Origin of the sequence: Streptomyces himalayensis subsp. himalayensis, from assembly GCF_013778455.1 — a bacterium.
Taxonomy (GTDB): domain Bacteria; phylum Actinomycetota; class Actinomycetes; order Streptomycetales; family Streptomycetaceae; genus Streptomyces; species Streptomyces himalayensis.
The window spans coordinates 59,061-81,582 of sequence record NZ_JACEHE010000032.1; the positions used below are offsets into that span (position 1 = coordinate 59,061).

The 22,522-nt window shown below is 70.3% G+C and carries 18 protein-coding genes; 8 read left to right on the forward strand and 10 right to left on the reverse strand.

Annotation, left to right across the window (positions count from 1 at the left end):
- Nucleotides 1-43: 43 nt before the first annotated feature.
- Nucleotides 44-2,107 carry an IucA/IucC family protein gene (locus H1D24_RS34510; RefSeq protein WP_181661678.1) on the reverse strand — a complete coding sequence of 688 codons (2,064 nt, stop codon included), beginning with the start codon at nucleotides 2,105-2,107 and terminating at the stop codon, nucleotides 44-46.
- Between the two features lie 104 nt (nucleotides 2,108-2,211).
- Nucleotides 2,212-3,570 (reverse strand): diaminobutyrate--2-oxoglutarate transaminase family protein, encoded by a 1,359-nt coding sequence (locus H1D24_RS34515; protein WP_181661679.1) that lies wholly within the window; start codon nucleotides 3,568-3,570, stop codon nucleotides 2,212-2,214.
- 298 nt (nucleotides 3,571-3,868) lie between these two features.
- Here H1D24_RS34515 and H1D24_RS34520 point away from each other — a divergent pair, with 298 nt between their 5' ends.
- The gene (locus H1D24_RS34520) at nucleotides 3,869-5,086 is read left to right on the forward strand and encodes a trypsin-like serine peptidase (RefSeq protein WP_181661680.1); all 1,218 of its coding nucleotides are present in this window, start codon (nucleotides 3,869-3,871) and stop codon (nucleotides 5,084-5,086) included.
- Nucleotides 5,087-5,212: 126 nt separating this feature from the next.
- On the opposite strand, the gene hflX is transcribed toward H1D24_RS34520, so the two are convergent.
- From hflX to miaA, 6 genes are all read right to left on the reverse strand, one after another.
- Nucleotides 5,213-6,733: a GTPase HflX gene (gene hflX / locus H1D24_RS34525; RefSeq protein ID WP_181661681.1), complete on the reverse strand. Its 1,521-nt coding sequence runs from the start codon at nucleotides 6,731-6,733 to the stop codon at nucleotides 5,213-5,215.
- A gap of 242 nt (nucleotides 6,734-6,975) precedes the next feature.
- On the reverse strand, nucleotides 6,976-8,514 hold the full coding sequence (locus tag H1D24_RS34530) for a M1 family metallopeptidase (RefSeq protein ID WP_181661682.1): 1,539 nt from the start codon (nucleotides 8,512-8,514) through the stop codon (nucleotides 6,976-6,978).
- Between the two features lie 86 nt (nucleotides 8,515-8,600).
- Complete coding sequence (locus H1D24_RS34535) at nucleotides 8,601-10,811, reverse strand: RelA/SpoT family protein (protein ID WP_181661683.1); 2,211 nt, start codon at nucleotides 10,809-10,811, stop codon at nucleotides 8,601-8,603.
- 177 nt (nucleotides 10,812-10,988) lie between these two features.
- Nucleotides 10,989-11,897, reverse strand: a complete 909-nt coding sequence (gene dapF / locus H1D24_RS34540; RefSeq protein WP_181661684.1) for a diaminopimelate epimerase — start codon at nucleotides 11,895-11,897, stop codon at nucleotides 10,989-10,991.
- A gap of 87 nt (nucleotides 11,898-11,984) precedes the next feature.
- Complete coding sequence (locus H1D24_RS34545; RefSeq protein WP_181661685.1) at nucleotides 11,985-12,515, reverse strand: hypothetical protein; 531 nt, start codon at nucleotides 12,513-12,515, stop codon at nucleotides 11,985-11,987.
- A 107-nt stretch (nucleotides 12,516-12,622) separates the two neighbouring features.
- On the reverse strand, nucleotides 12,623-13,561 hold the full coding sequence (gene miaA, locus H1D24_RS34550; RefSeq protein WP_181661686.1) for a tRNA (adenosine(37)-N6)-dimethylallyltransferase MiaA: 939 nt from the start codon (nucleotides 13,559-13,561) through the stop codon (nucleotides 12,623-12,625).
- Nucleotides 13,562-13,821: 260 nt separating this feature from the next.
- On the opposite strand from miaA, the gene H1D24_RS34555 reads away from it, so the two are divergent.
- Both H1D24_RS34555 and H1D24_RS34560 read left to right on the forward strand, forming a co-directional pair.
- Complete coding sequence (locus H1D24_RS34555) at nucleotides 13,822-14,010, forward strand: gliding motility protein (protein ID WP_309484552.1); 189 nt, start codon at nucleotides 13,822-13,824, stop codon at nucleotides 14,008-14,010.
- A 24-nt stretch (nucleotides 14,011-14,034) separates the two neighbouring features.
- A complete protein-coding gene (locus tag H1D24_RS34560) occupies nucleotides 14,035-14,349 on the forward strand; it encodes an antitoxin (RefSeq protein ID WP_181661688.1) in 315 nt (104 codons plus the stop codon).
- 191 nt (nucleotides 14,350-14,540) lie between these two features.
- Here H1D24_RS34560 and H1D24_RS34565 read toward each other — a convergent pair whose 3' ends face one another.
- Both H1D24_RS34565 and miaB read right to left on the reverse strand, forming a co-directional pair.
- A complete protein-coding gene (locus H1D24_RS34565) occupies nucleotides 14,541-15,254 on the reverse strand; it encodes a class III extradiol dioxygenase subunit B-like domain-containing protein (RefSeq protein WP_181661689.1) in 714 nt (237 codons plus the stop codon).
- 14 nt (nucleotides 15,255-15,268) lie between these two features.
- Nucleotides 15,269-16,795 (reverse strand): tRNA (N6-isopentenyl adenosine(37)-C2)-methylthiotransferase MiaB, encoded by a 1,527-nt coding sequence (gene miaB, locus H1D24_RS34570; protein WP_181661690.1) that lies wholly within the window; start codon nucleotides 16,793-16,795, stop codon nucleotides 15,269-15,271.
- A gap of 661 nt (nucleotides 16,796-17,456) precedes the next feature.
- Between miaB and H1D24_RS34575 the strand changes: the two genes are divergently transcribed.
- The 5 genes from H1D24_RS34575 to H1D24_RS43030 all read left to right on the forward strand — a co-directional run bounded on the left by H1D24_RS34575 (nucleotide 17,457) and on the right by H1D24_RS43030 (nucleotide 21,632).
- Nucleotides 17,457-18,755, forward strand: a complete 1,299-nt coding sequence (locus tag H1D24_RS34575; RefSeq protein ID WP_181661691.1) for a DUF3533 domain-containing protein — start codon at nucleotides 17,457-17,459, stop codon at nucleotides 18,753-18,755.
- 71 nt (nucleotides 18,756-18,826) lie between these two features.
- A complete protein-coding gene (locus H1D24_RS34580) occupies nucleotides 18,827-19,396 on the forward strand; it encodes a TetR/AcrR family transcriptional regulator (RefSeq protein ID WP_181661692.1) in 570 nt (189 codons plus the stop codon).
- 860 nt (nucleotides 19,397-20,256) lie between these two features.
- Nucleotides 20,257-21,072 carry an oxidoreductase gene (locus H1D24_RS34590; protein ID WP_181661696.1) on the forward strand — a complete coding sequence of 272 codons (816 nt, stop codon included), beginning with the start codon at nucleotides 20,257-20,259 and terminating at the stop codon, nucleotides 21,070-21,072.
- A 42-nt stretch (nucleotides 21,073-21,114) separates the two neighbouring features.
- The gene (locus H1D24_RS43025) at nucleotides 21,115-21,276 is read left to right on the forward strand and encodes a CocE/NonD family hydrolase (RefSeq protein ID WP_258564537.1); all 162 of its coding nucleotides are present in this window, start codon (nucleotides 21,115-21,117) and stop codon (nucleotides 21,274-21,276) included.
- Nucleotides 21,273-21,632, forward strand: a complete 360-nt coding sequence (locus tag H1D24_RS43030) for a CocE/NonD family hydrolase (protein ID WP_258564538.1) — start codon at nucleotides 21,273-21,275, stop codon at nucleotides 21,630-21,632. The genes H1D24_RS43025 and H1D24_RS43030 overlap by 4 nt, the downstream gene beginning before the upstream one ends.
- Nucleotides 21,633-22,522 lie beyond the last annotated feature (890 nt).

The following is a 22,522-nucleotide window of genomic DNA, read 5'->3' on the forward strand; positions in this document are numbered from 1 at the left end:
CTCCTCTCTCGGACGGGTGGGGTCGGGTTGTGTTCCTCAGCGATCAGGAACGAAGGGGGTTGGCGATCGTGACGTAGACGGACTGGGTGTCGACCGGGCCGACCAGTTCATCGAGACCGCGAAACCGCGTGAGCAGGTTGGCCTTGCAGCGCAGCACGGGTGATTCGAGGAGCTGCTCGGGAAGCGGAGTGCACAGCCCGGCCGGTCCCGTCGCGACATCACCGAGGAAACGGCGGAACGCGGCGAGCAACAGCTGTTCGTCGGCAAGACGCTGGGAGCCGAAGGCTCCGATCAGACCGAACACGTTGTTGATGGCCAGGTAGTAGGCGAAGCGCTCGTCCGTGACCGCGTCGGAGACGAAGGTGTCGCTGAGTTCGCCGATGCCGGGGAGGCGCTTGTCGAGTTCGTCGCGCCGGGAATCGCGGAAGTAGTACCCCTGGTTGTCCCGGTATCGGCCGCCCACGGGCCAGCCGTCGGAGTCCAGCAGCACGAGCGTGTTCTGCTGATGGGCTTCCAGGGCGACACCCGCCTCGCTGTCGAGCCACAGCACGGGGCGTACGACCAGCTGCAGATAGCGCAGAAACCACTCGGCGGCGACGGCTCCCCTGGGCCGGCCCGTTCGTCCGGCCAGTCTGGTCACGAGCTCGGTGAGCCGGGACCGCATGGGGGTCCGGTCCTGTCCGGCAGGCTGGACCGCAGGCCGGGGCGACACGAGTCCGGCGATGCAGGAGACGTCGTCCCCCGGGCCGAAGGGGTTGTGCCGGATCATGACGTCGAGCCCGGGTACGGGTGCGCCGTCGGGTCCGTCGACGGCGAGCCAGGCCGGGTCGCGCACGATGTCGAAGCCCGGGTGCGCCTTCTGCCACTGCTCCGCGAGGCCGCTGCGCAGCAGACGGTGGACCTCGACGCCCCGGTGGAGCTCCTTGCGGAGGTTCTCCCGGCGGGAGTTGGTGATGCGCAGCCCCAGCGACAGCTTGAGCATCGCGGGTGCGCCGGAGCGGTACACGGTGCGTACGGAGGAGGTGGGATGCCACTGGGAGCCGTAAGGGCCGAGGTCCTGGAGGAGGCCGGCGTCGAGAAGCTCGGCGGTGTCCGCACGGCGGGTGACCTCGCGGATCTGCCAGGGATGCATCGGCAGGGCGGTGTACCCGTCGGGCAGCGGCAGTCCGTCACCGGCCAGGAAGGCGGTGAGCTGCGCGGCGGGGACGTGGCGGCCGCGCTCGGTCCACGCGGAGTCGGTGGCGAGGACGGACGGGGCCACAGCCATCCAGTGCAGGGGGAAGGCGCCCCGCAACTCCGGTGAGTACATCCGGGACTCGGCCTCGGACAGTCCTTCACGGCTCTTCGGGACCGGGTGCAGGGGGTGTCCGAGGAGCAGGGACTGTTCGGCGGCCAGAAAGACATCCGGTGCCTCGCCGGGATCAGTCCTGCGGTCCGCGATGAACTCGGCGGTACGGCGCACGGAATCGACGCACTGTCCGACGAAGCTCCCTCCGTCGCCGATCTGAACCGCCCGAGCGGCCGGAGCGCCCGGAACGAACGGAACCGCGCCATCATCCGGAACGTCCTCGACGGCCTGACTGGCCGCTCCGGTCAGGCCGCCGCTTACGGCCTCTGCCCCACCGATGTCCTCCCGCTCCGTGACTCCATACGCCTCCTCGTCAGCCGTTTCACGCAGGCACTCACGGGCCAGCAGCGCCGCGACCGTGACCGCGTCGAGCGAGGGCACACCGTCCGGGCCGTCCTCGAGGTACGGCAGGCCGAAGCGGTGCCATCCGCAGGCCGACCAGTAGTGCACGGGCACGAGAAGTGCGGTGCAACTGGCCTCGAGCGGAATACGCAACGTGCCCTGTTCCGGTGCGGCGAGCTTCTTCTCCCGCACCCAGCAGCGCAGCAGGTTCTCGACCGCCGCCCCCTGCGCGGCGATCCCCGGATCGGGGTGTTCCAGCAGGTCGGCGGTGGCGCCGTGCAGGCGCTCGGCCGCCTGGCCGCCCCTCTGCTGCCGGGGGACCGGGCAGGGCTCCGCAAGCAACGGCAGCTGCGGCGTGCTGCCTGCGCTGCGCAGAGGGGGGTGGGGGCGGCCTTCTGGTGCGGGGGTGGCGTTCAAGGGGGCTTCCTCGTGGGGTCGTTCGGGTGCGTACGGGGACGGACCGAGGTGGCTGTGGGCCGTCTGTGGCGTATCTGATCGGCTCTGTTCGACTCGGGTCGGCTCTATTCGACGTGGTGGCGGTGCATCGCTGCGGCCAGCGCGTCGGCGAGACGGTCGAGAACGGCGGAGGCCTGCTCGTCCGTGAGGGTGAGCGGAGGAAGAAGGCGTACGACGCTGGAGTGGCGGCCACCGAGCTCCACGATCAGTCCGCGGCGCAGGCACTCGCGCTGGACGTCGGCGGCCAGTTCAGGTGCCGCGGGCGGTGGTCCGGGCGCCGTGGGGTCCTCGGCTTCGGGATCGACCAGTTCGATGCCGATCATCAGTCCGCGGCCGCGCACGTCGCCGATGCACGCGTACTCGGCGGCGAGTCCCTGGAGTTGGCCGAGCATGCGAGCGCCCAGCACCCCGGCGCGCTCCGCGAGCCGGTTCTCCCGGACGTACGCCAGGGTGGCCGCGCCCGCCGCCATGGCGAGCTGGTTGCCGCGGAACGTGCCCGCGTGGGCGCCGGGCCCCCAGGCGTCGAGATCATCCCGGTAGACCACGACGGCCAGCGGCAGGCTGCCCCCGATGGCCTTGGACAGCACCATCACGTCCGGTGTGATGCCGCTGTGCTCGACCGCCCAGAACATCCCGGTCCGCCCGACCCCGGTCTGCACCTCGTCGGCGATCAGCGGAATGGACCGGGCCGCCGTGATCTCGCGCATGCGCCGCAGCCAGTCGTCGGGGGCGGGGATCACGCCGCCCTCTCCCTGCACCGGTTCGAGGATCATCCCGGCGGGCCCCGGAACCCCGGATTTGGGATCGTCGAGGACGTTCTCGGTCCAGCGTGCGGCGAGCTCGGCGCCGCGGCTGCCGCCGACGCCGAACGGGCAGCGGTAGTCCTGCGGATACGGCAGTCGCGCCACGCGTACTCCCGTCGCGCCACCGGACGCGTCGAGCGCCCCGGCCGTCATCCCGTGGTACGCACCGGTGAAGGCCAGTACGTCGCTCCGCCCGGTCGCCGTGCGCACCAGTTTCAGTGCGGCCTCGACCGCGTCCGTGCCCGCCGGGCCGCAGAACTGGATGCGGGCGCGGTCGGCGAGGCGGGGCGGAAGTGTGCGGAACAGCTCTGTCGTAAAGGAGTCCTTGACGGGTGTGGCCAGGTCCAGGACGTGCAGGGGCGCACCGGAGTCGAGGACTTTCCTGATCGCCTCGAGAACCACCGGGTGGTTGTGTCCGAGCGCCAGAGTGCCCGCGCCGGAGAGGCAGTCGAGATAGCGCCGGCCGTCCGCGCCCTCGATCGTCAGGCCGCGCGCCCGCACGGGCACGATCGGCAGGGCGCGGGCATACGTGCGCGCGGCTGATTCGCGCGCCGACTGGCGGCGCAGAATACCCTCGTATGCGACGGGCGCCGCCGCGGGCGCTGGCTCTGTCACGGCCACGACTGTCGGTCCTCCCGCTGCTGTCTGGGCGAAGTCCCGCTGCGTGCCTGGCGAGTTCCCGCTCCCACCTGGGCGAGGTCCCGCTGTCGCAGGCGAGTTGACGGGGGCTGAGCGCACGGAGCGACGGCCCCGTAGGTTTCCAACGACGCCGGGGCCGGAGGATCACGGGTTGGGGGAAGATCCTTGCCGTGACGGAACCGTTGCCGCTCCGTCCGCCGTCCCCTACGGCACCGGCACAGTGTGGGGTGCCGTTCGGCCGAACGGGGCCGACAGTCCGGAAATCAGGGGGAGTTACACCATGCAAGCCATCCGCCCGATCCCAGCCGCGCGTCGCGGGAGGAAGTCGCGACGCAGAACGTCGGTGACGGGCGCGATAGCCCTCGGAGCCGTACTGGCGCTGACCACCACGGCCTGCGACGGCTCCGGCGAGGACAACGCGGGCGGTGAACCGTCGGCCTCCGCCACACAGGCGGACGACGGCAAGTTCGAGATTCCGCAGGACATCCAGGACCGGCTCAAGGAGCACGGGATCGACCTGGACAAGTGGAAGAACGGCGCCTGGAAGGACTGGGACAAGGACGACTGGCTGCGCGAGGCCGGCGACTTCATCAATCCGATCATCGAGGACCTCTGGGACCCGGACCGGATGCGCGACGCCGAGGAGCCGGACAAGGCCGTCGACGACGATCTCGCCGGTGACCAGAGCGTCACGGACCCCACGCCCGACCCCGTGAACGCGCAGACCGTGAAGACGCCGTACCACGACAACGCGGCCGAGGCGGGCAAGGTCTTCTTCGACGGCCCCGAGGGCTCGATAGTCTGTTCCGCGACCGTGGTCGAGGATCCGGCGCACCCTGGCAAGTCGAACCTCGTGTGGACCGCGGGCCACTGCGTGCACGCGGGCAAGGACGGCGGCTGGTACCGCAACATCGCCTTCGTTCCGTCGTACAACAACGACGGCAAGTCGATCGAGGAGCTGCAGAACGCCACGAAGGAGGAGGTCGCTCCCTACGGCGTCTGGTGGGGTGACTGGGCGGGAACCTCGGACCAGTGGATCGAGCAGGGCGGTCCGACCGGCGGCCAGGGAGCGCCGTACGACTTCGCCGTGATCCATGTGACGCCCGAGAAGGGCAGCGAGGGAAAGTCCCTCGAGGAGACGGTGGGTTCGGCCCTTCCCGTGGACTTCGACGCTCCGGCCGCGAACGAGCTCGAGAGCCTGACGGCGATCGGCTACCCGGCGGCGCCGCCCTTCGACGGTCAGCGGCTGTACCAGTGCACGGACAAGCCGGGCCGGCTGTCGCTGTCCGAGTCCACGCCGACGATGTACCGCATCGGCTGCACCATGACCGGCGGTTCGTCCGGCGGCGGCTGGGTCGCCCAGGGGTCGGACGGTAAGCCGGCGCTGGTGTCCAACACGTCGATCGGCCCGGTGACGGCTGTCTGGCTGGCGGGTCCGCGGCTGGGCAGGGAGGCCGAGGGCATCTACGACGCGGTGAGCGAGAAGTTCGCCGACTGAAGCGCCCGTCGTGGCGGCAAGACGAAGCACGTCGCGAACAGACGCGGCGAGGGCCCGTCCCCTGTGCAGGGGACGGGCCCTCGCCCTTTACTCAGCCACGCTTTACTGAGCCTCAGGCGCCGCCGGTCAGTGACGGGTCCCGGCCCCCGGCAGCGCCGGCACATACGGCGCCAGATCGGCCGCGAGCTCCTCGTGCACCCGCGCCTTGAGCAGCGTGCCCTCCGGGGTGTGCTCCTCGGAGATCACGTCGCCCTCGGCGTGTGCGCGCGAGACCAGTCGGCCCAGCGAGTACGGCACGAGCGCCTCGATCTCGACCTCGGGCCGCGGCAGGACGTCGTCGATGAGCGCCAGCAGCTCGTCGATGCCCCGGCCGGTGCGAGCTGACACGGCGATCGAGCGCTTCTCGATCCGCAGCAGCCGCTGGAGCTCCAGCGGATCGGCCGCGTCCGCCTTGTTGATCACCACGATCTCGGGCACGTCGGTCGCACCCACGTCGCGGATGACCTCGCGCACGGCGGCCAGCTGCTCCTCCGGCGCCGGGTGCGCACCGTCCACCACGTGCAGGATCAGGTCGGCGTCGCCGACCTCCTCCATCGTGGAGCGGAACGCCTCGACGAGGTGGTGCGGCAGATGCCGGACGAATCCGACGGTGTCGGCCAGCGTGTAGAGCCGGCCGCTCGGGGTCTCGGCCCGGCGCACGGTCGGGTCGAGGGTGGCGAACAGGGCGTTCTCCACCAGCACGCCCGCGCCCGTCAGCCGGTTGAGCAGCGACGACTTGCCCGCGTTGGTGTATCCGGCGATGGCGACCGAGGGCACCTTGTTGCGCCGGCGCTCCTGGCGCTTGATCTCGCGGCCGGTCTTCATATCCGCGATCTCCCGGCGCATCTTGGCCATCTTCTCGCGGATGCGCCGCCGGTCCGTCTCGATCTTGGTCTCACCGGGACCACGGGTGGCCATGCCGCCGCCCGAGGAGCCGGAGCCACCGCCACCCATCTGCCGGGACAGCGACTGACCCCAGCCACGCAGGCGCGGCAGCATGTACTGCATCTGCGCGAGCGAGACCTGCGCCTTGCCCTCTCGGGACTTGGCGTGCTGGGCGAAGATGTCCAGGATCAGGGCGGTACGGTCCACCACCTTGACCTTGACGACGTCCTCGAGGTGGATCAGCTGGCCCGGGGTGAGCTCACCGTCGCAGACCACGGTGTCGGCCCCGGTGTCCAGCACGATGTCGCGCAGTTCCTGGGCCTTGCCCGAGCCGATGTAGGTGGCCGGGTCGGGCTTGTCGCGGCGCTGGATGACGCCGTCGAGCACCACCGCGCCGGCGGTCTCGGCCAGTGCGGCCAGCTCGGCCAGCGAGTTATCCGCGTCGGTCACGGTCCCCGAGGTCCACACGCCGACGAGCACCACGCGCTCCAGGCGGAGCTGCCGGTACTCGACCTCGGTGACGTCCTCGAGCTCGGTGGAGAGCCCGGCCACACGGCGCAGGGCCGCGCGGTCGTGACGGTCGAACTGGTCTCCGTCCCGGTCTCCGTCGATCTCGTAGCTCCAGGCGACGTCCTCTTCCATCAGGGCATCGGCCCGAAGACCCTCGGGGTAGTTCTGAGCGAAGCGCTGCTCGTCCTGGGAAGGGGAAGAAGAGGAGGTCATTGGATCCTTACGTCGATACGGGAGTGAATCGGTGACGGCTGTGAGCCGTCATCGTGGTCAACGATCGGGGCCGTCCTGGGATTCCCGCGTCACAGCAGGGACGTCCCGGGATGCCACCGGAAGTCCGGAGCGGCCGCGCCGCCGACGTGAAGATGGTCGCACGGCACGGCCTGCCTCGTCATCCGGGTTATTCGCCGGAGTTCAGCTGGGTGACCCCCGCTTGTCCGCCGGACTACAGCCGGTCATTCCGCGGGCCGACCCGGTGCCTCGGTGCGCCAGTCCGCGTGGCCCGGCATCGGCGGCGTCTTCGTTCCGTACAGCCAGACCCTGAAGAATTCCCGCAGGTCACGCCCGGAGATACGAGAGGCCAGCGAGACGAAGTCCGCCGTCGTGGCCGTCTCGTCACGGTACGTGGCCACCCATGCCCTCTCCAGCTGTTCGAAGGCCGTGCGGCCGATCTCCTGCCGCAGCGCGTAGAGCACGAGAGCACTGCCGTCGTAGACGATGGGGCGGAAGATGCTGATCTTCTGGCCGGGTTCCGGGGCCTTCGGTGCGGCAGGCGGTCCGCCGTCCGCCCGCCACGAGTCCGACGAGCGGTACGCCTCACGCATCCGGTCCTCCAGCGACGGGCCCTCCTTCTCCGCGGCGTAGAGGGCCTCGTACCAGGTGGCGTGCCCTTCGTTGAGCCACAGGTCGGACCAGGTGCGCGGGCTCACGCTGTCGCCGAACCACTGGTGCGCCAGTTCGTGCACCATGATCGACTCGATCGCCCAGCCGGGGTGGACGCGCGCCGTGAAGAGCTCTCTCTCGAAGAGAGAGAGCGTCTGCGTCTCCAGCTCGAACCCCGTCTGGGCCTCGGCGACCAGCACGCCGTACGCCTCGAACGGATACCGGCCGATCTTCCGCTCCATCCAGGCGATCTGGTCCGGGGTCTTCTTGAGCCACGGCTCCAGGATTCTGCGGTCCTTGGTGGGCACGACGTCGCGTACGACCAGTCCGCGCGGTCCCGTCCGGTACAGCACCGTCGACTTGCCGATGGACACCTGGGCGAGCTCGGTGGCCATGGGGTGGCGCGTCCGGTACGCCCAGGTGGTGGTGGAGCCGACGCGGGCCCTGGCGACGGGCAGCCCGTTGGCGACGGCGGTGACGCCCGAGGGCGCGGTGATGCGGAACGTGAACAGCGCCTTGTCCGAGGGGTGGTCGTTGCACGGGAACACCCGGTGCGCGGCGTCCGCCTGGTTGGCCATGGCGAGGCCGTCCTTGGTGCGGACCCAGCCGCCGTCCTCCTTGTCGGGCGGCACCGGATTGCTGGTGTGCCGCACGGTCACCCGCATCCGGCTGCCCTGCGCCAGCGGCCGGGAAGGCGTGACGACCAGGTCCTCTTCGGCCCGGGCGAAGCGGGCCGGCACGCCGTTGACCTCGACCGACCGGACCGTGCCGTGCGAGAAGTCGAGGTTGAAGCGCCCGAGCCGGTCCGTCGCCCGGGCGTCGATCCTGGTGACGGCGTCGAGCGGCTTCTTGTTGTCGCCGCGATAGGTGAAGGAGATGTCGTACGACGCCACGTCGTACCCGGGATTCCCGAGGTAGGGGAAGAGCCGGTCGCCGATGCCGAGTGCGGGGGCTCCCTCCGCTCGTGGTGAGCCGGGAGACGGGGAGACGGGCAGGGGGGCGCTGGCGGCGATCAGGCCTGCGCAGGTCGCCGGGGCAAGCAGTGCGGTCCCGATGCGGAAGGTCCGGGAGGCCTTCGCGCGCGGCGCCTTGGTCCAAGGGGTGAACAGCATGGACCACCGCTACCAGCGCGCGCCCTCCGAGCCCGGACGGCGCGCGCCGTGCCCACCCGAACGGTGCCCTCCGGAAACGCGTGCGCCTACGTCGTGGCCGTCGCCGAGTACTGCGCGCGGCTCACGTCGTACACGCCGGGTACATTGCGCATCGCGCGCATCAGGCCCGGCAGGTGGGCGGCGTCCGGAAGTTGGAGCGTGTAGGTGTGGCGTACGCGCTGCTGGCTGGGCGGCTCCACGGTCGCCGAGACGATCGCCGCGCCCTCCAGGGCGATGACTTCGGTGAGGTCCGCCAGCAGATGCGGCCGCCCGAAGGATTCGGCGATGAGCGTGACCCGGCACTCCGCCGTGTCTCCCCAGCGCACTCCGACCTCGGTGCGCCCCAGGCCCTTCATCCGCCCCACGGCCGGGCACTCCTCGCGGTGCACGGTGACGATTCCGCCGCGCACGGCGAAGGCGGTCACCGCGTCCGGTGGTACGGGGGTGCAGCAGCCCGCGAGCCGCGCGGTCGCACCCGCCTGGTCGACGACCACGTTCGCCCCGGCGGGGCTCCCGGCGGGCATCGCGTCGGCGGCCGGGCGGGGTTCCGCCGTCCGGGCCTTCGTGGCCCCCGCCGCCGGCCGGAGCCGTCCGGTGGACATCGCGGGAAGTGCGCCAGTGGCGGACGGGTGCGAGGCCAGCCAGCGGCTGATGGCGATCCGGGCGGCGGGCGTGCGGGCGTGGTCGAGCCATTCCCGCGACGGCCCGGACCCCGGGTCCTGTCCCATGAGGAGCTGCACCGTGTCGCCGTCGCGCAGCACCGTACTGAGCGTCGCCAGGCGGCCGTTGACGCGTGCCCCTATACAGGCGTGCGCGTCCTCGCCGTACTGCGCGTACGCGGCGTCCACGCAGCTGGCACCTGCGGGCAGGCCGAGCCTGCCCCCGTCGGGACGGAAGACGGTGATCTCCCCGTCCTGGGCTAGGTCCTCGCGCAGCGTGGACCAGAACGTGTCGGGGTCGGGGGCCGCCTGCTGCCATTCGAGGAGACGGGACAGCCAGCCGGGCCGGGTGGGGTCGGCGCGCTCGCCCTCCGGGCGCTCCCCGTCGGCCGCGTCCTCGGCTGCCGGGGCATAGGGATTGCCGAGAGCGATGACTCCGGCTTCGGCGACCTTGTGCATCTGGTGCGTACGGATGAGGACTTCGGCGACCTCGACGGCCGCGGGGCCGCCGCCCGGCGCGTCCGTACGTGCCTGAGGGAGGGCGACCGCGGTGTGCAGCGACTGGTACAGGTTGAACTTCGGTACGGCGATGAAGTCCTTGAACTCCGATACGACCGGCGTCAAACACGTGTGCAGCTCGCCCAGCACGCCGTAGCAGTCGGCGACCTCGTTCACCAGGACGAGCAGGCGGCCGAAGTCCGCGCCGCGCAGCTCTCCGCGTTTGCGCCGGACCCGGTGTACGGACAGGAAGTGCCGCGGCCTGATGAGGACCTCCGCGCTGATCCCCGCGTCGCGCAGCACGGACCGCACTTCCTCGGCGATGTCCCCCAGGGGGTCGTCATCCCGGGCGGCGTTGGCGGCGATGAGCTCGCGGGTCTGCTCGTACTCCTCGGGGTGGAGGATCGCGAAGACCAGGTCCTCGAGCTCTGTCTTGAGGGCCTGCACGCCGAGGCGCTCGGCGAGCGGAATGAGCACGTCCCGGGTCACCTTGGCGATCCGCGCCTGTTTCTCGGGCCGCATGACGCCGAGTGTGCGGACGTTGTGGAGCCGGTCGGCGAGCTTGATCGACATGACGCGGACGTCGCTGCCGGTGGCGACGAGCATCTTGCGGAAGGTCTCGGGCTCGGCCGCCGCTCCGTAGTCGACCTTCTCGAGCTTGGTGACGCCGTCGACCAGATAGCGCACCTCTTCGCCGAACTCCGCGCCGACCTGATCGAGCGTCACCTCCGTGTCCTCGACGGTGTCATGGAGGAGGGAAGCCGTCAGGGTCGTGGTCTCGGCGCCGAGTTCGGCGAGGATCAGTGTCACGGCGAGCGGGTGCGTGATGTACGGCTCGCCGCTCTTGCGCATCTGTCCGCGGTGCGAGGACTCGGCGAGGACGTACGCCTTGCGCAGGGGCTCGATGTCCGCGTCCGGAAAGTGCGCGCGATGGGCCTCGACCACATGTCCGATCGCGTCGGGCAGCCGGCCCCGGGCGGCGGGTCCGAGCAGGGCGGCCCGGCCCAGTCTGCGCAGGTCGATCCTGGGGCGGCCGCGCCTGCGCTGCACCGAGGGCGTCACAGTACTCGGCGTCGGGTGGTCTGCGGCCTCCGCACTCATGGGCACCTCCGGCTGCGTCGACCGGCGTAGCGGAGGGGTACCCCCGGGCGTTCACCCCAGGGGAGGGGATCGTTCCCCCGTCCGGGCCGGTGCTTGATGCTACCGAGCCCATCACGCGCCGCTGAACGGCTCTCGCCGAGCGTGAAACGGATCACCCATTCGAGCGAAGGATCGGGGTTACGCCGATTGGAGGCGCTCCTCCAGCCACTGGGCGTCGATCTCGCCTTCGGCGACGATCACGGCCGGTCCCGTCATCTCGATCTCGCCGTCGGCGCGCTCGGTGATCACCAGGCGTCCGCCGGGCACGTCGACGACGTATGTCGCCGGGGTTCCCGTGGCCGCCGGGTCGGCGCCGTCCCTGCGGGCCGCGGCGACAGCGACGGCGCACGCGCCCGTGCCGCACGAGCGGGTCTCCCCGGCGCCGCGCTCGTGTACCCGCATGGCCACGTGCCCGGGGCCGCGGTCCACGACGAACTCCACGTTCACACCGTCCGGATAGGCGGATTCCGGGGTGAAGGGCGGTGGAGTGAACAGGTCGCCCGCCTGGTCCAGGTCGTCCACGAAGGCGACGGCGTGCGGATTGCCCATGTTCACATTGCGTGCGGGCCAGCTGTGCTCGCCGACGCTCACCGTGACGTCGCTCTCGGGGCCGTCCGGGAGCACCGCCTTGCCCATGCCGACGGTGACATCCCCCGCGGCGGGGCCGCTATGAGACACGGCCTTGGCGATGTGCACGCTCTTCACGCCCGCGCGCGTGGCGACCGCCAGGTCCCCTTCGCCCACGTACCCCGCTCGCTGGAGATAGCGCGCGAACACACGCACACCGTTGCCGCACATCTCGGCGATCGAGCCGTCGCCGTTGCGGTAGTCCATGAACCACTCCGCCTGCGCCGCCATCTCCCTGGCCTCGGGGTGCGCGGCCGAACGCACGACGTGCAGCAGACCGTCGCCGCCGATGCCCGCGCGGCGGTCGCACAGTGTGGCGACCGCGGCCGGGGACAGGTCGATGGCGTTCTCCGGGTCGGGAACGATCACGAAGTCGTTCTCGGTCCCGTGACCCTTGAGGAAGGCGATCCGCGAGCTCATTCCTCGATCGTACGGGGTCGCTCCGACAGTCCGGGGAGCCGGGCACCGGCTGAGAGCGGGCCGTCTCGGCTACACCGCGCCATGGGCTCAGCGGAGTCGGGCCACGCGCCATACGGCGAGGGCCACGACGGCCACGACCACCACGGCGTATGCGGCGATCACCCGCCAGTCCGGGCGGCGCCCGGAACCTCGCTGGGGCAGTCCCGGCCACGTATGACCCACGCGTCGCGCGGCCATCATGGCCCAGCCCGCGGCGCAGAAGCTGATCAGCAGGCCGAGCATGGCGACGACGGCTCCGCCGTCGCCGAACTCGAAGGCCAGCGGGAAGGCGAACATCAGGGAGCCGACCGCGGCGAGGCTCACGATGGGTGCGAGCTGCCAGATCCGCAGCCGGCGCTGCGGGCGCAGCTCCACCTCGACCTCGGCCTCCGCAGTGAGTGCGTCCGCGTCGGGGCCGTCGGCGGTCACGCCGTCCGCCGTCTCGTCAGGGCCGTCGGAGCTCAGTCGGTCCTCGCCTTGCGCGGTGTCGTGCCCGCCGCGTGGGTGGGTGACACGACCGCCGCGGTGTGCGGTGTCGTGTTCCCCAGCGTGTGCGGTGTCGCGAGGGCCGGCCTCCATCGCCACATGCCCTCCCAACTTCGGACTCTCTGGTCGATCGATGGTCGATGATGGCACGGCGTCAGGGGCCCGGACGGCGGCCGGAGCGTCCCGATGCCATCACGTGATCAGGCTGTGACCGGTCGTTCGACCAATGCCAGGGCCCGCTCCGGGAGTTCTCCGAGATCCCCCGCGGCACCGCTCAGCCAGTGCACGCGCGGGTCGCGCCGGAACCACGAGTCCTGGCGGCGCGCAAAGCGCTTGGTGGCGCGCACGGTCTCGGCGCGCGCCTCGTCCTCGCTGCACTCCCCCGCGAGCGCCGCGAGCACCTGCTGGTAGCCGAGCGCACGGGAGGCCGTACGGCCCCCGCGCAGGCCCTGCGTCTCCAACGCGCGCACCTCGTCGACCAGGCCCGCCTCCCACATGCGGTCCACGCGCGTGGCGATGCGCTCGTCTAGCTCGGCTCGCGGCACGTCGACGCCGATCTGGACGGTGTCGTAGACGGAGTCGTGGCCCGGGAGGTTGGCGGTGAAGGGCTTGCCGGTGATCTCGATGACCTCGAGAGCGCGCACGATACGGCGGCCGTTGGTGGGCAGGATGGCCCGCGCGGCCTCGGGGTCTGCGGCGGCCAGTCGCGCGTGCAGCGCGCCGGACCCGCGCAGCGCGAGCTCCTCCTCCAGCACGGCCCGTACGGCGGGGTCGGTGCCGGGGAACTCGAGGTTGTCGACGGCCCCGCGGACGTACAGCCCGGATCCGCCGACGAGGACGGGTGTGCGCCCCTCGCCGAGCAGGCGGTCGATCTCCGCGCGCGCGAGTCGCTGGTACTCGGCGACGCTCGCAGTCTCGGTGACGTCCCAGATGTCCAGGAGGTGGTGCGGGACGCCGCCGCGCTCCTCGGTCGTCAGCTTGGCGGTGCCGATGTCCATCCCCCGATAGAGCTGCATGGAGTCGGCGTTGACCACCTCCCCTCCGAGTCGCTGGGCGAGATGGACACCCAGATCCGACTTTCCTGCCGCGGTGGGCCCGACAACGGCGATGACCCGCGGCGCGGGAGCTGCACTTCTCACGGCCCCAGTCTCGCAAACCCCAGGGCGTTGCCCGAACGAGCTACGTGACGCCGCATGTCCGGGGTCGTTGCCTGTTGCGAGGTTCCGGCCTCCGGTTTTCGAGAACCGGTGCCCCGGGCGGCGCAATGAGACGCACCGGGCGGCGCGGGATTTCGCTCACACGAGTAGGGTATGGAGTAGTTATGGGCGTTTTTGCACGGTTTCTCCGCAGGTCAAAGGGTGAGGCGGAGGCGTCAACCGCCGCGGCGTCGGCTGAATCGTTGACGACCGCGTCCGGACCGGAAGCGGAGGAGACGAAGGGCGAGTCCGAGGCCGGGACCACAGCCGAGGCCGAGGCGACAGCGGCGGCGGACGCCGAGAAGAACACGGCGGAGAGCGTGGAGATCCCCAAGCAGCAGTCCCCGGAGGAAGCCGCCGACAACGAGGCCGGCGAGGGCGCCCGCAAATAGCTCTCCGCGAGGGAAGGTGAATCCATGGGCATCCTGGAGACGTTGAAGACCAAGCTCGCCCCGGCCAGGGAAAAGGTTTCGGACTTGGCGCAGCAGCACGAGGACAAGATCGACAGGGGTCTCGACAAGGCTGCCAAAATGGTCGACGACAGGACCAAGGGCAAGTACAGCGAGAAGATCCACACACGCACGGACAAAGCGAAGGACGCCCTGGACCGATTTGCGCACAGGGGGGAAGCGGGGCCCAAGGGAGCGGAAACCGACCGCAGTGCGGAAGGTGACCGCGGTGCCACTCCGCCCCCGCCGCCCCAGGATTCGCCGCCCCCTCCGACTTCCTGAACCACCGCAGCGGCGGCACACCGGCGGACGGCCGTGGAGCGATGAGGCTCCACGGCCGTCCGCCGTATGTCTTTCGTGCGCGGTCCTCTGCTGATCGTGGGTGCGTTGTGTCCACCCTCCCCACTGCCTTTAAGCGCAGGGTGAGGTGCCCAAATCGCCCTGCGGCGCGGAGCGCCTGCCCACAGCGGCGGCTACGACCAGGCCGCGACCACGTACCCCACTCCGTACGGCGCGTCCTCATAGAGCAGGCGGCCGGCGAGGTCGGTTCCCTCGGCCGCGCCCGCGAGTACCTGCCAGGGCGCGCGGCCCGCCGCCTTCAGTTCGTGCGCGAGTTCCGTGTCCAGCGCCTTGAGCGCCGCGACGTCCGCGGTCCCCAGGGCACGGGCGACGGCCGCGTCGAATCCGGCGGCACGCTCGTCGAGGTAGCCCGGAGCCTTGACCGTGCGGCAGACGCTGGCGTCGCCCATGACAAGCAGCGCGATCCGGCCGGCCTGGACCGCGATCTCCCGTCCGACTTCGACGCACCGCTCCGGCGCGAGGGTTTCGCCCACGCCGAGGCCTTCGACAGGCGCGTCCGACCAGCCCGTTCGCTCCAGCAGCCAGGCCGCGACCGCGAGCGAGTACGGGAGCTCGCGCTCCGGGAGTTCGCGCGCCGGCCGTCCGAAGCACACGTCGACGTCCACGCCGAAGCCCCGGAACGAACCTCTCGCGCCTTCGGGGTGCACTCCGCGTCCGCTCTCCTCGGCGGGCCCCACAACGACCAGCAGGTCGGGCCGGGCGGCGGCCAGCACTCCGAGGGCGTCCGTACACGCGGTGCGCGCGGCATCAAGCTCGGGAGCGGCGCCCGCGGCGACCTCGGGTACGAGCATCGGGGGACAGGGGCAGACTGCGGCGGCAACGAGCATGATCGGCAGACTACTCAGTGTGCGGAGCAGCCACCCGTGGCGGCCGGCAGCGGCTCCGGCACTCCCACCTTCGGCAGCCCCAGCAGCACGCCCGCCGGCTTGGCCGCCTCGGCCGCGTTGCGCTTCTCCCAGGCGTCGCCCGAGCGTGTGCGGCGCACGTTCAGCACCTGGCCCTCGGCGAGCAGGTGGTGCGGCGCCGCGTACGTGATCTCGACCGTGACCACGTCACCGGGGCGCACCTCCTCGTCGGGCTTGGTGAAGTGCACCAGACGGTTGTCGGGAGCACGGCCGGAGAGCCGGTGGGTAGCGCCGTCCTTGCGGCCCTCGCCGTCGGCGACCATCAGCTCGAGTGTGCGGCCGATCTGCTTCTTGTTCTCGTCCCAGGAGATCTCCTCCTGGAGGGCGACCAGCCGCTCGTAGCGCGCCTGCACGACCTCCTTGGGGATCTGCCCGTCCATGGTCGCCGCCGGTGTGCCGGGGCGCTTGGAGTACTGGAAGGTGAAGGCCTGCGCGAAGCGCGCCTTCCGTACGACGTGCAGGGTCTGCTCGAAGTCCTCCTCGGTCTCGCCGGGGAAGCCCACGATGATGTCGGTGGTGATGGCCGCGTGCGGGATGGCGGCGCGCACCTTCTCGATGATGCCGAGGTAGCGCTCCTGCCGGTACGAGCGGCGCATCGCCTTCAGGACCGTGTCCGAGCCGGACTGCAGCGGCATGTGCAGCTGCGGCATGGCGTTCGGCGTCTCGGCCATCGCGGCGATCACGTCGTCGGTGAAGTCGCGCGGGTGCGGCGATGTGAAGCGGACGCGCTCCAGGCCCTCGATCGTCCCGCAGGCGCGGAGGAGCTTGCTGAAGGCCTCGCGGTCGCCTATGTCGGAGCCGTAGGCGTTGACGTTCTGGCCGAGCAGTGTGATCTCCGAGACGCCCTCGGCAACCAGGGCCTCGACTTCGGCGAGGATGTCGCCGGGCCGGCGGTCCTTCTCCTTGCCGCGCAGCGCCGGGACGATACAGAAGGTGCAGGTGTTGTTGCAGCCGACGGAGATGGAGACCCACGCGGCGTACGCGCTCTCGCGGCGGGTCGGCAGCGTCGACGGGAACGCCTCCAGCGACTCGGCGATCTCGACCTGCGCCTCTTCCTGGATGCGGGCGCGCTCCAGCAGCACCGGCAGCTTGCCGATGTTGTGCGTGCCGAAGACGACGTCCACCCAGGGCGCCTTCTTGACGATGGTGTCGCGGTCCTTCTGCGCGAGGCAGCCGCCGACCGCGATCTGCATACCGGGGCGCGAGGACTTCTTCGGCGCGAGCCGGCCGAGGTTGCCGTACAGCCGGTTGTCGGCGTTCTCACGAACCGCGCAGGTGTTGAAGACGACGACGTCCGCGTCCCCGTCCGATCCCTCGGGCGCGCGCAGGTAACCGGCCTCTTCGAGCAGCCCGGACAACCGCTCGGAGTCGTGGACGTTCATCTGGCACCCGTAGGTTCGGATTTCATAGGTTTTAGATGAACGAACATCCACTGCGGGGCTCCGGTCACTGCTGCTGGTCATGAGTCAAGAGTAGGCGGTCGTGAACGCGGCCTGTCTCGGCCGCCGCCACTTGACCGACGCACCGGGGATGGGGACGCCCCTACTCCCCCCGATATCTCGGCTGCGATCTGTGCGGCCTGGACACCGAGCGCGCCCGCCCGTACGGGGGTCGCTCCAGCCGCGGCCCGGAAGGCTGGTGGGTGAACCGCTCAGCGCGCGGTCGTCGGCCGCCGCGACGTGGAGTCAGTCGGGTCGACGAAGGCACACTGCCAGGACATGGACCAGCACCTCGACTTGCCATTTGGAAACCGACCGGTTTACGGTGATCTGAAACCGACCAGTTTCTCGCGGGAGGGCGGTCTGAGTGCCGTCTGGCACCGTCGCCTACGGGTGGCTGAAGACCCGGCAAGGCGCTGAACCCGCCCCACCCCGTCGATTCCGTGAGGCGTGCTCGAGGGCTGCAGGGGCGAGCACTCACGCTCGTACAGCATCCCTGGCGCCAGGCGGCCCGGCGCCTGATGGAGCTGCGGGCGGACATCGGGGGGCGCTCACCGCGTCAGGTGCCCACCGTTCTCCGGCGGCCGTGTGCGCCCGGGTTGGAACCTTCCGAGGGTCGTTGGCCTGCAATGACGCGCCTGGCCTCCTCCTGATGTGACTGTATTGCCCGAGACCGGAGTAACTCATGAGTGGGATTCATCCCTTCCGCGTACTGCGCGCCAAACCTCTGTGGATCGCCAACGGCGTGATCACAGGCGTACTCGCGCTGCTGTTCACCGTGTTCTACGTCGGCGCCAACATCGACCCGGCCGGCCACACGAAGAACCTGCCCGTCGGCCTGGTCAACGCCGACAAGGGGGCCGCTGTCGGTGGCAAGCAGGTCAACCTGGGAGCGCGGATCACCGAGTCGATCCAGAAGTCCACCGCGAGCGGAGGAAAGATCGACTGGAAGGTGATGGACGAGAAGGAGGCGAAGGAGGAACTCGGCAAGGGCAAGCTGTTCGGCGCACTTGTCGTGCCCGGCGACTTCACCTCCTCCACCACCGCACTGACCGGCACCGCGACCACCAAGGCCCCGGTTCGCCCCACATTGACGGTGCTGACCAACCAGTCCGCCGGCAGCGTCGGCTCCAGCCTGGCCCGGACGGCGACGACGCAGGCCGCCGAGAACGCCTCCCTCCAGGTGGGCAAGGAGCTGACCGCGCAGAGCGGGACCGGGCAGGCGAGGCTGCCCGCCGCGGCACGCCTGCTGCTCGCCGACCCGGCCGCCGTCACGGTCGAGGACGGCCATCCGCTCGACTCACACAGCGGCCTGGGCATGACGGCGTTCTACTACGCGCTCGCCCTCGTGGTCGTCGGCATGCTCTCCGCCAACGTCATCAGCGGCCAGGTCGACCACACCCTCGGCTACACCCACAACGACATGGGCCCGCTACGCCTGCACCGCCCGCTGATCCGGGCGACCCGGGTACAGACCCTCGCCATCAGCAGCACCCTCATGGCCGGACTGTCCCTGCTGATGGGCACCCTGGTCCTGGTCGGCGCGGTCGGCATCATGGGCATGGACGCCTCCCACCTGCCGCTGCTGTGGCTGTACTCGGTGTGCGCCATCGCGGTCACCGGGATCGGTGCGCTCACCCTCCTGGCCGTCTTCGGCACACCCGGCATGCTGGTGGTCACGCTGGTCTTCATCGGGATGGCGGTGCCGACGGCCGGCGCCACCACCCCCCTTGACGCGCTGCCCGGCTTCTACCGCTTCCTCGCGGAGTTCGAGCCGCTGCGGCAGATCACCGACGGTATCCGCTCGATCCTCTACTACGACGCCCAGGCCGACGCGGGCCTCGCCCGGGGCTGGATGATGATGGCCGCCGGCCTCGCGGTGGCCGCACTGTTCGGCTTCGGCGTGACCGGCTGGTACGACCGCAAGGGACTGCACCGCATCCCCGCCGAGACGAAGCCCGAGAAGACAGCCGTCCCGGCGTAGCGGAACGGACCGTGCACACCTTCGTAAACCGATCGGTTTTCTTTTCGTCAAAGGCGAGTTAACCTCGCGGTATGGCTACCGAAGTGAAGCAAAGTCCCAGAGAGCGGCTGCTGGAGGCAGCGGCCACACTCACCTACCGAGACGGTGTCGGAATCGGCGTCGAGGCCCTGTGCAAGGCGGCGGGGGTGTCGAAGCGCTCCCTGTACCAGCTGTTCGAGAGCAAGGACGACCTGCTGGCGGCGAGTCTGGAGCAGCGCGCTTCCGCCTTCGTGGTGACGCTCCTGCCCGCGGCGAACGATGGCCGTTCACCCCGCGAGCGGATCCTACATGTCTTCGAACAGGTGGAACTGCAGGCGGGTGCGCCCGAGTTCCGAGGCTGCCAGTACCTGGCTGTCCAGATCGAGCTCAAGGATCAGAGTCACCCGGCGAGCCAGGTGGCCCACCGGGTCAAGGGAAACCTGACGGCCTTCTTCCGTTCCGAGGCCGAACAGGGCGGCGCGAGCGATCCCGACCTATTGGCCCGACAGCTCAGCCTGGTCTTCGACGGCGCCAGCGCCCGCGCGGGGATCGGAGCCGACAACCTCACCGGGCTCATCGCTCCCACGGTGGCCACCCTGCTCGATGCGGCAGACATGCCCTGACGCACTCCCTCCGAGCAGGCCCGGTGACCGATGCGTTCCCCGGGTTGACACCCCTCTCCGGCAGCCGGAGCAGCCCCACGGCTTCACGCCCTTGCTTCCACAGCAATCGGAGGCAAACCCGATGGCCGTAAGAGTGCCGCCGAGCATGCCGCAGGCGAGGAAGGCCGCGGTCTCGTGGACATCGACACCCAGGCGGCAGGCGCACGGTTTCCCGCAGCCTCAGCTGCCGCGCGGAAGGCCTGCTCACGCCCTCCACGCCTGCGGCCGCCCCCTCGAATGCCAGGCGGGTGCGTGCCTTCCGTGCTTCCGTCAAGACGACGGCGAAGATCGCCCACTTGTCCGGGAAGAGCCGGAAGAGGTACGGCTGCGTGGCGCCGACGCGGTGGGCGACCCCGCGGAGAGCGGTGCCGTAGCGGCCCGCGAGCGCGAACTCGGCGATCGCCGCGCGGATGACACTCCGCCCTGCGCACCGATCTCCGGCAGACACCGACCGGTTTGTGTCAGGCGGCAAGCCACCTGACGGGACGCGGGCCCACCTGCGCCTTGTTTCGACCCCACGGAATGCCGACCGCCACGGGCGGAGCCCTCGTTGCCGCGCGTCAGGACAGCGCTCCGCCCCCGCCCCGCCTCCGCCGAGACCCCCAGGCACCGCGGCCCCGCACCGCACGGCTCCACGCGCATGGGAGACACGTCCGGCCCGACGGCGGCCGAACACCGACCCCTGAGGACGGCATCGACCTCGACGCAGACGCTGATGCCGTCCGGATCGGGATGGGATCGACGCTTCGCTTGCGCATGGAAACCGATCGGTTTACGGTGAGGGGAAACCGATCAGTCTCTCAATGAGTCAGGAATCCATGATGGCGACGAACCGGCCGGTGGCACTCGTGACGGGTGCGTCATCCGGCATCGGCAAGGAAACCGCGCTCGCGCTTGTCGCAGCGGGTTTCGACGTGGTTGGCACAAGCCGCAACACCTCACGCGTCACCCCGCTCGACGGTGTGACCTTCCTCGACCTCGACGTGGTCAGTGACAAGTCGGCCGCCAGCGCGGTCCAGCAGGTGATCGAGCGGTTCGGCCGAATCCACGTCCTGGTCAACAACGCGGGCGTCGGCTCGATGGGTGCGGCCGAGGAAACCTCCATCGCGCAGGCCCGGGACATGTTCGACACCAACGTCTTCGGGGTCATGCGGATGGTGAACGAGGTCCTGCCGTACATGCGCGCTCAGGGACGCGGGCGCATCATCAACCTCTCGTCCGTACTCGGATTCCTGCCCCAGCCCTACATGGGCGCCTACGCCGCCTCCAAGCACGCGATCGAGGGCTACACCGAGTCCCTGGACCACGAGGTCCGTGACCACGGCGTCCGGGCGCTGCTCGTCCAACCCGCCTACACCAGGACCGGATTCGAGGCCAACAGCGCGAAGCCCGACACGCCCCTGGCGGTCTACGCGAAGCAGGGGCAGACCGTCGACCGCGTGATGGCGGAGGCCATCAGGGACGGCGACGACCCTGCCGTCGTCGCCAAGACGATCGTCGCGGCGGCGACCGACGCCAAGCCGAAGCTGCGCTACACCGCCGGTCCCATGGCCGGACGCGCGCGCATACTGCGCCGCGTCGCTCCCGCCGGGGTCTTCGACAAGCAGATCCGCAAGATGAACAAGCTGGCCGGCTGACATCTGCCCGCACCCAAGCACACCCGCGGGAGAAAGACCCACATGGAGCGGCAGACGGCGGAGATCCAGATCGAGCTCGATGTCCCGGCTCAGATGCGTGACGGCACGGTGCTGCGCGCGGATGTCTACCGGCCCGGCGGTGCGGGGCCGTGGCCGGTGCTGCTGAGCCGGCTGCCGTACGGCAAGCAGACTAGACGCCCATGATGGCCGCCAACCTCGACCCCCTGGCGGTGGCCGGACGCGGCTTCATGGTGGTCATCCAGGACACCCGTGGCCGGTTCGCCTCCGAGAGGGAGTGGGAGCCGTGGACGTACGAGGAGGCCGACGGTTACGACACCGTACGGTGGGCCGCTGCGCTGCCCGGCCCGAACGGATCCGTGGCGGGCCGTGGACACGGACTTCCACCTGCGCGCCGACCGAAGCCTGACCCCCGCTGGCACCGCAACCTCAACACGGGCGAACCCGAGGACAGCGCGACCACGGCCCGAGTGGCCCGGCAGCAGGTCTTCCACGACCCCGCCCGGCCGTCCCGCATCGTCCTGCCCGTGGTTCCGGCCTGAGGAAAACCGACGGGAGACCCACACGGCCGGCCTCATCCAACTCCTCGCAAGGCACCGGCGGCCGGGCGGGCGCTAAGCACTCCGCTGGAGGTCCGGTACGCCACCGGCGGGTGCGTCGTGGCTGGTCGCGCAGTTCCCCACACCCTTTTGGGGCGCTGCCGAACCGCCCCTGCGGACTGGACCTCGACTGCTCGCCGAAGGCGGCGCTCAGCAATACCGAGGTCGACGACGTGATCAGCGCTTTCGCCCTGGCAGTCGCGGCCGCCCGGGCGCCGGGCTTACTCCGCCCGAGCTCCTCGCTCCTTCTGCGGCCACCGGCCAGCTGGCCCGGAGGCCCGAGATCCGCCCACTGCCCCTGGACACCGCGCGGCGCGGTCGTCCGGAACTCCCAGCGAGTCTCATTCTCAAACTCACATGGTTGCTGTGGGTTTCGAAAGCGAGACCCAACCTACTTGCACGAAGAAACCGATCGGTTTACAGCGGGAAAAACCGATCGGTTTCCCTTTTCTTGACAACGCCGGAGCCTCCGTCGGTGCTTCGCACCTCGGCTCCCCGATGGGAGACGTACGCCTGGTCACCCGGGCCTGCGCGCCGGTCATCGAGCGCAGCGGCGGGGGCCACGTGCTCAACGTCCACTCCGCCCCTGGCCATCGAGCTCGACGACTTTCCTTCATCGACCGGCTCCGGCGGGAATCGTCACAGCCCAAGACGGTCGCCGACCGCACCCTGGGCCTTCTGAACAGCTGACTCACCCCAACCAGACAGAGGACACACTGATGCCAGAGCTCAACCCCATCCTGATCACCGGTGCCGCCGGCGAAATCGGTGGCGTGAGCCGAACGATGGTCGACATGCTGCTTGAACACGGCCACCCGGTGCGCGCGTTCGTG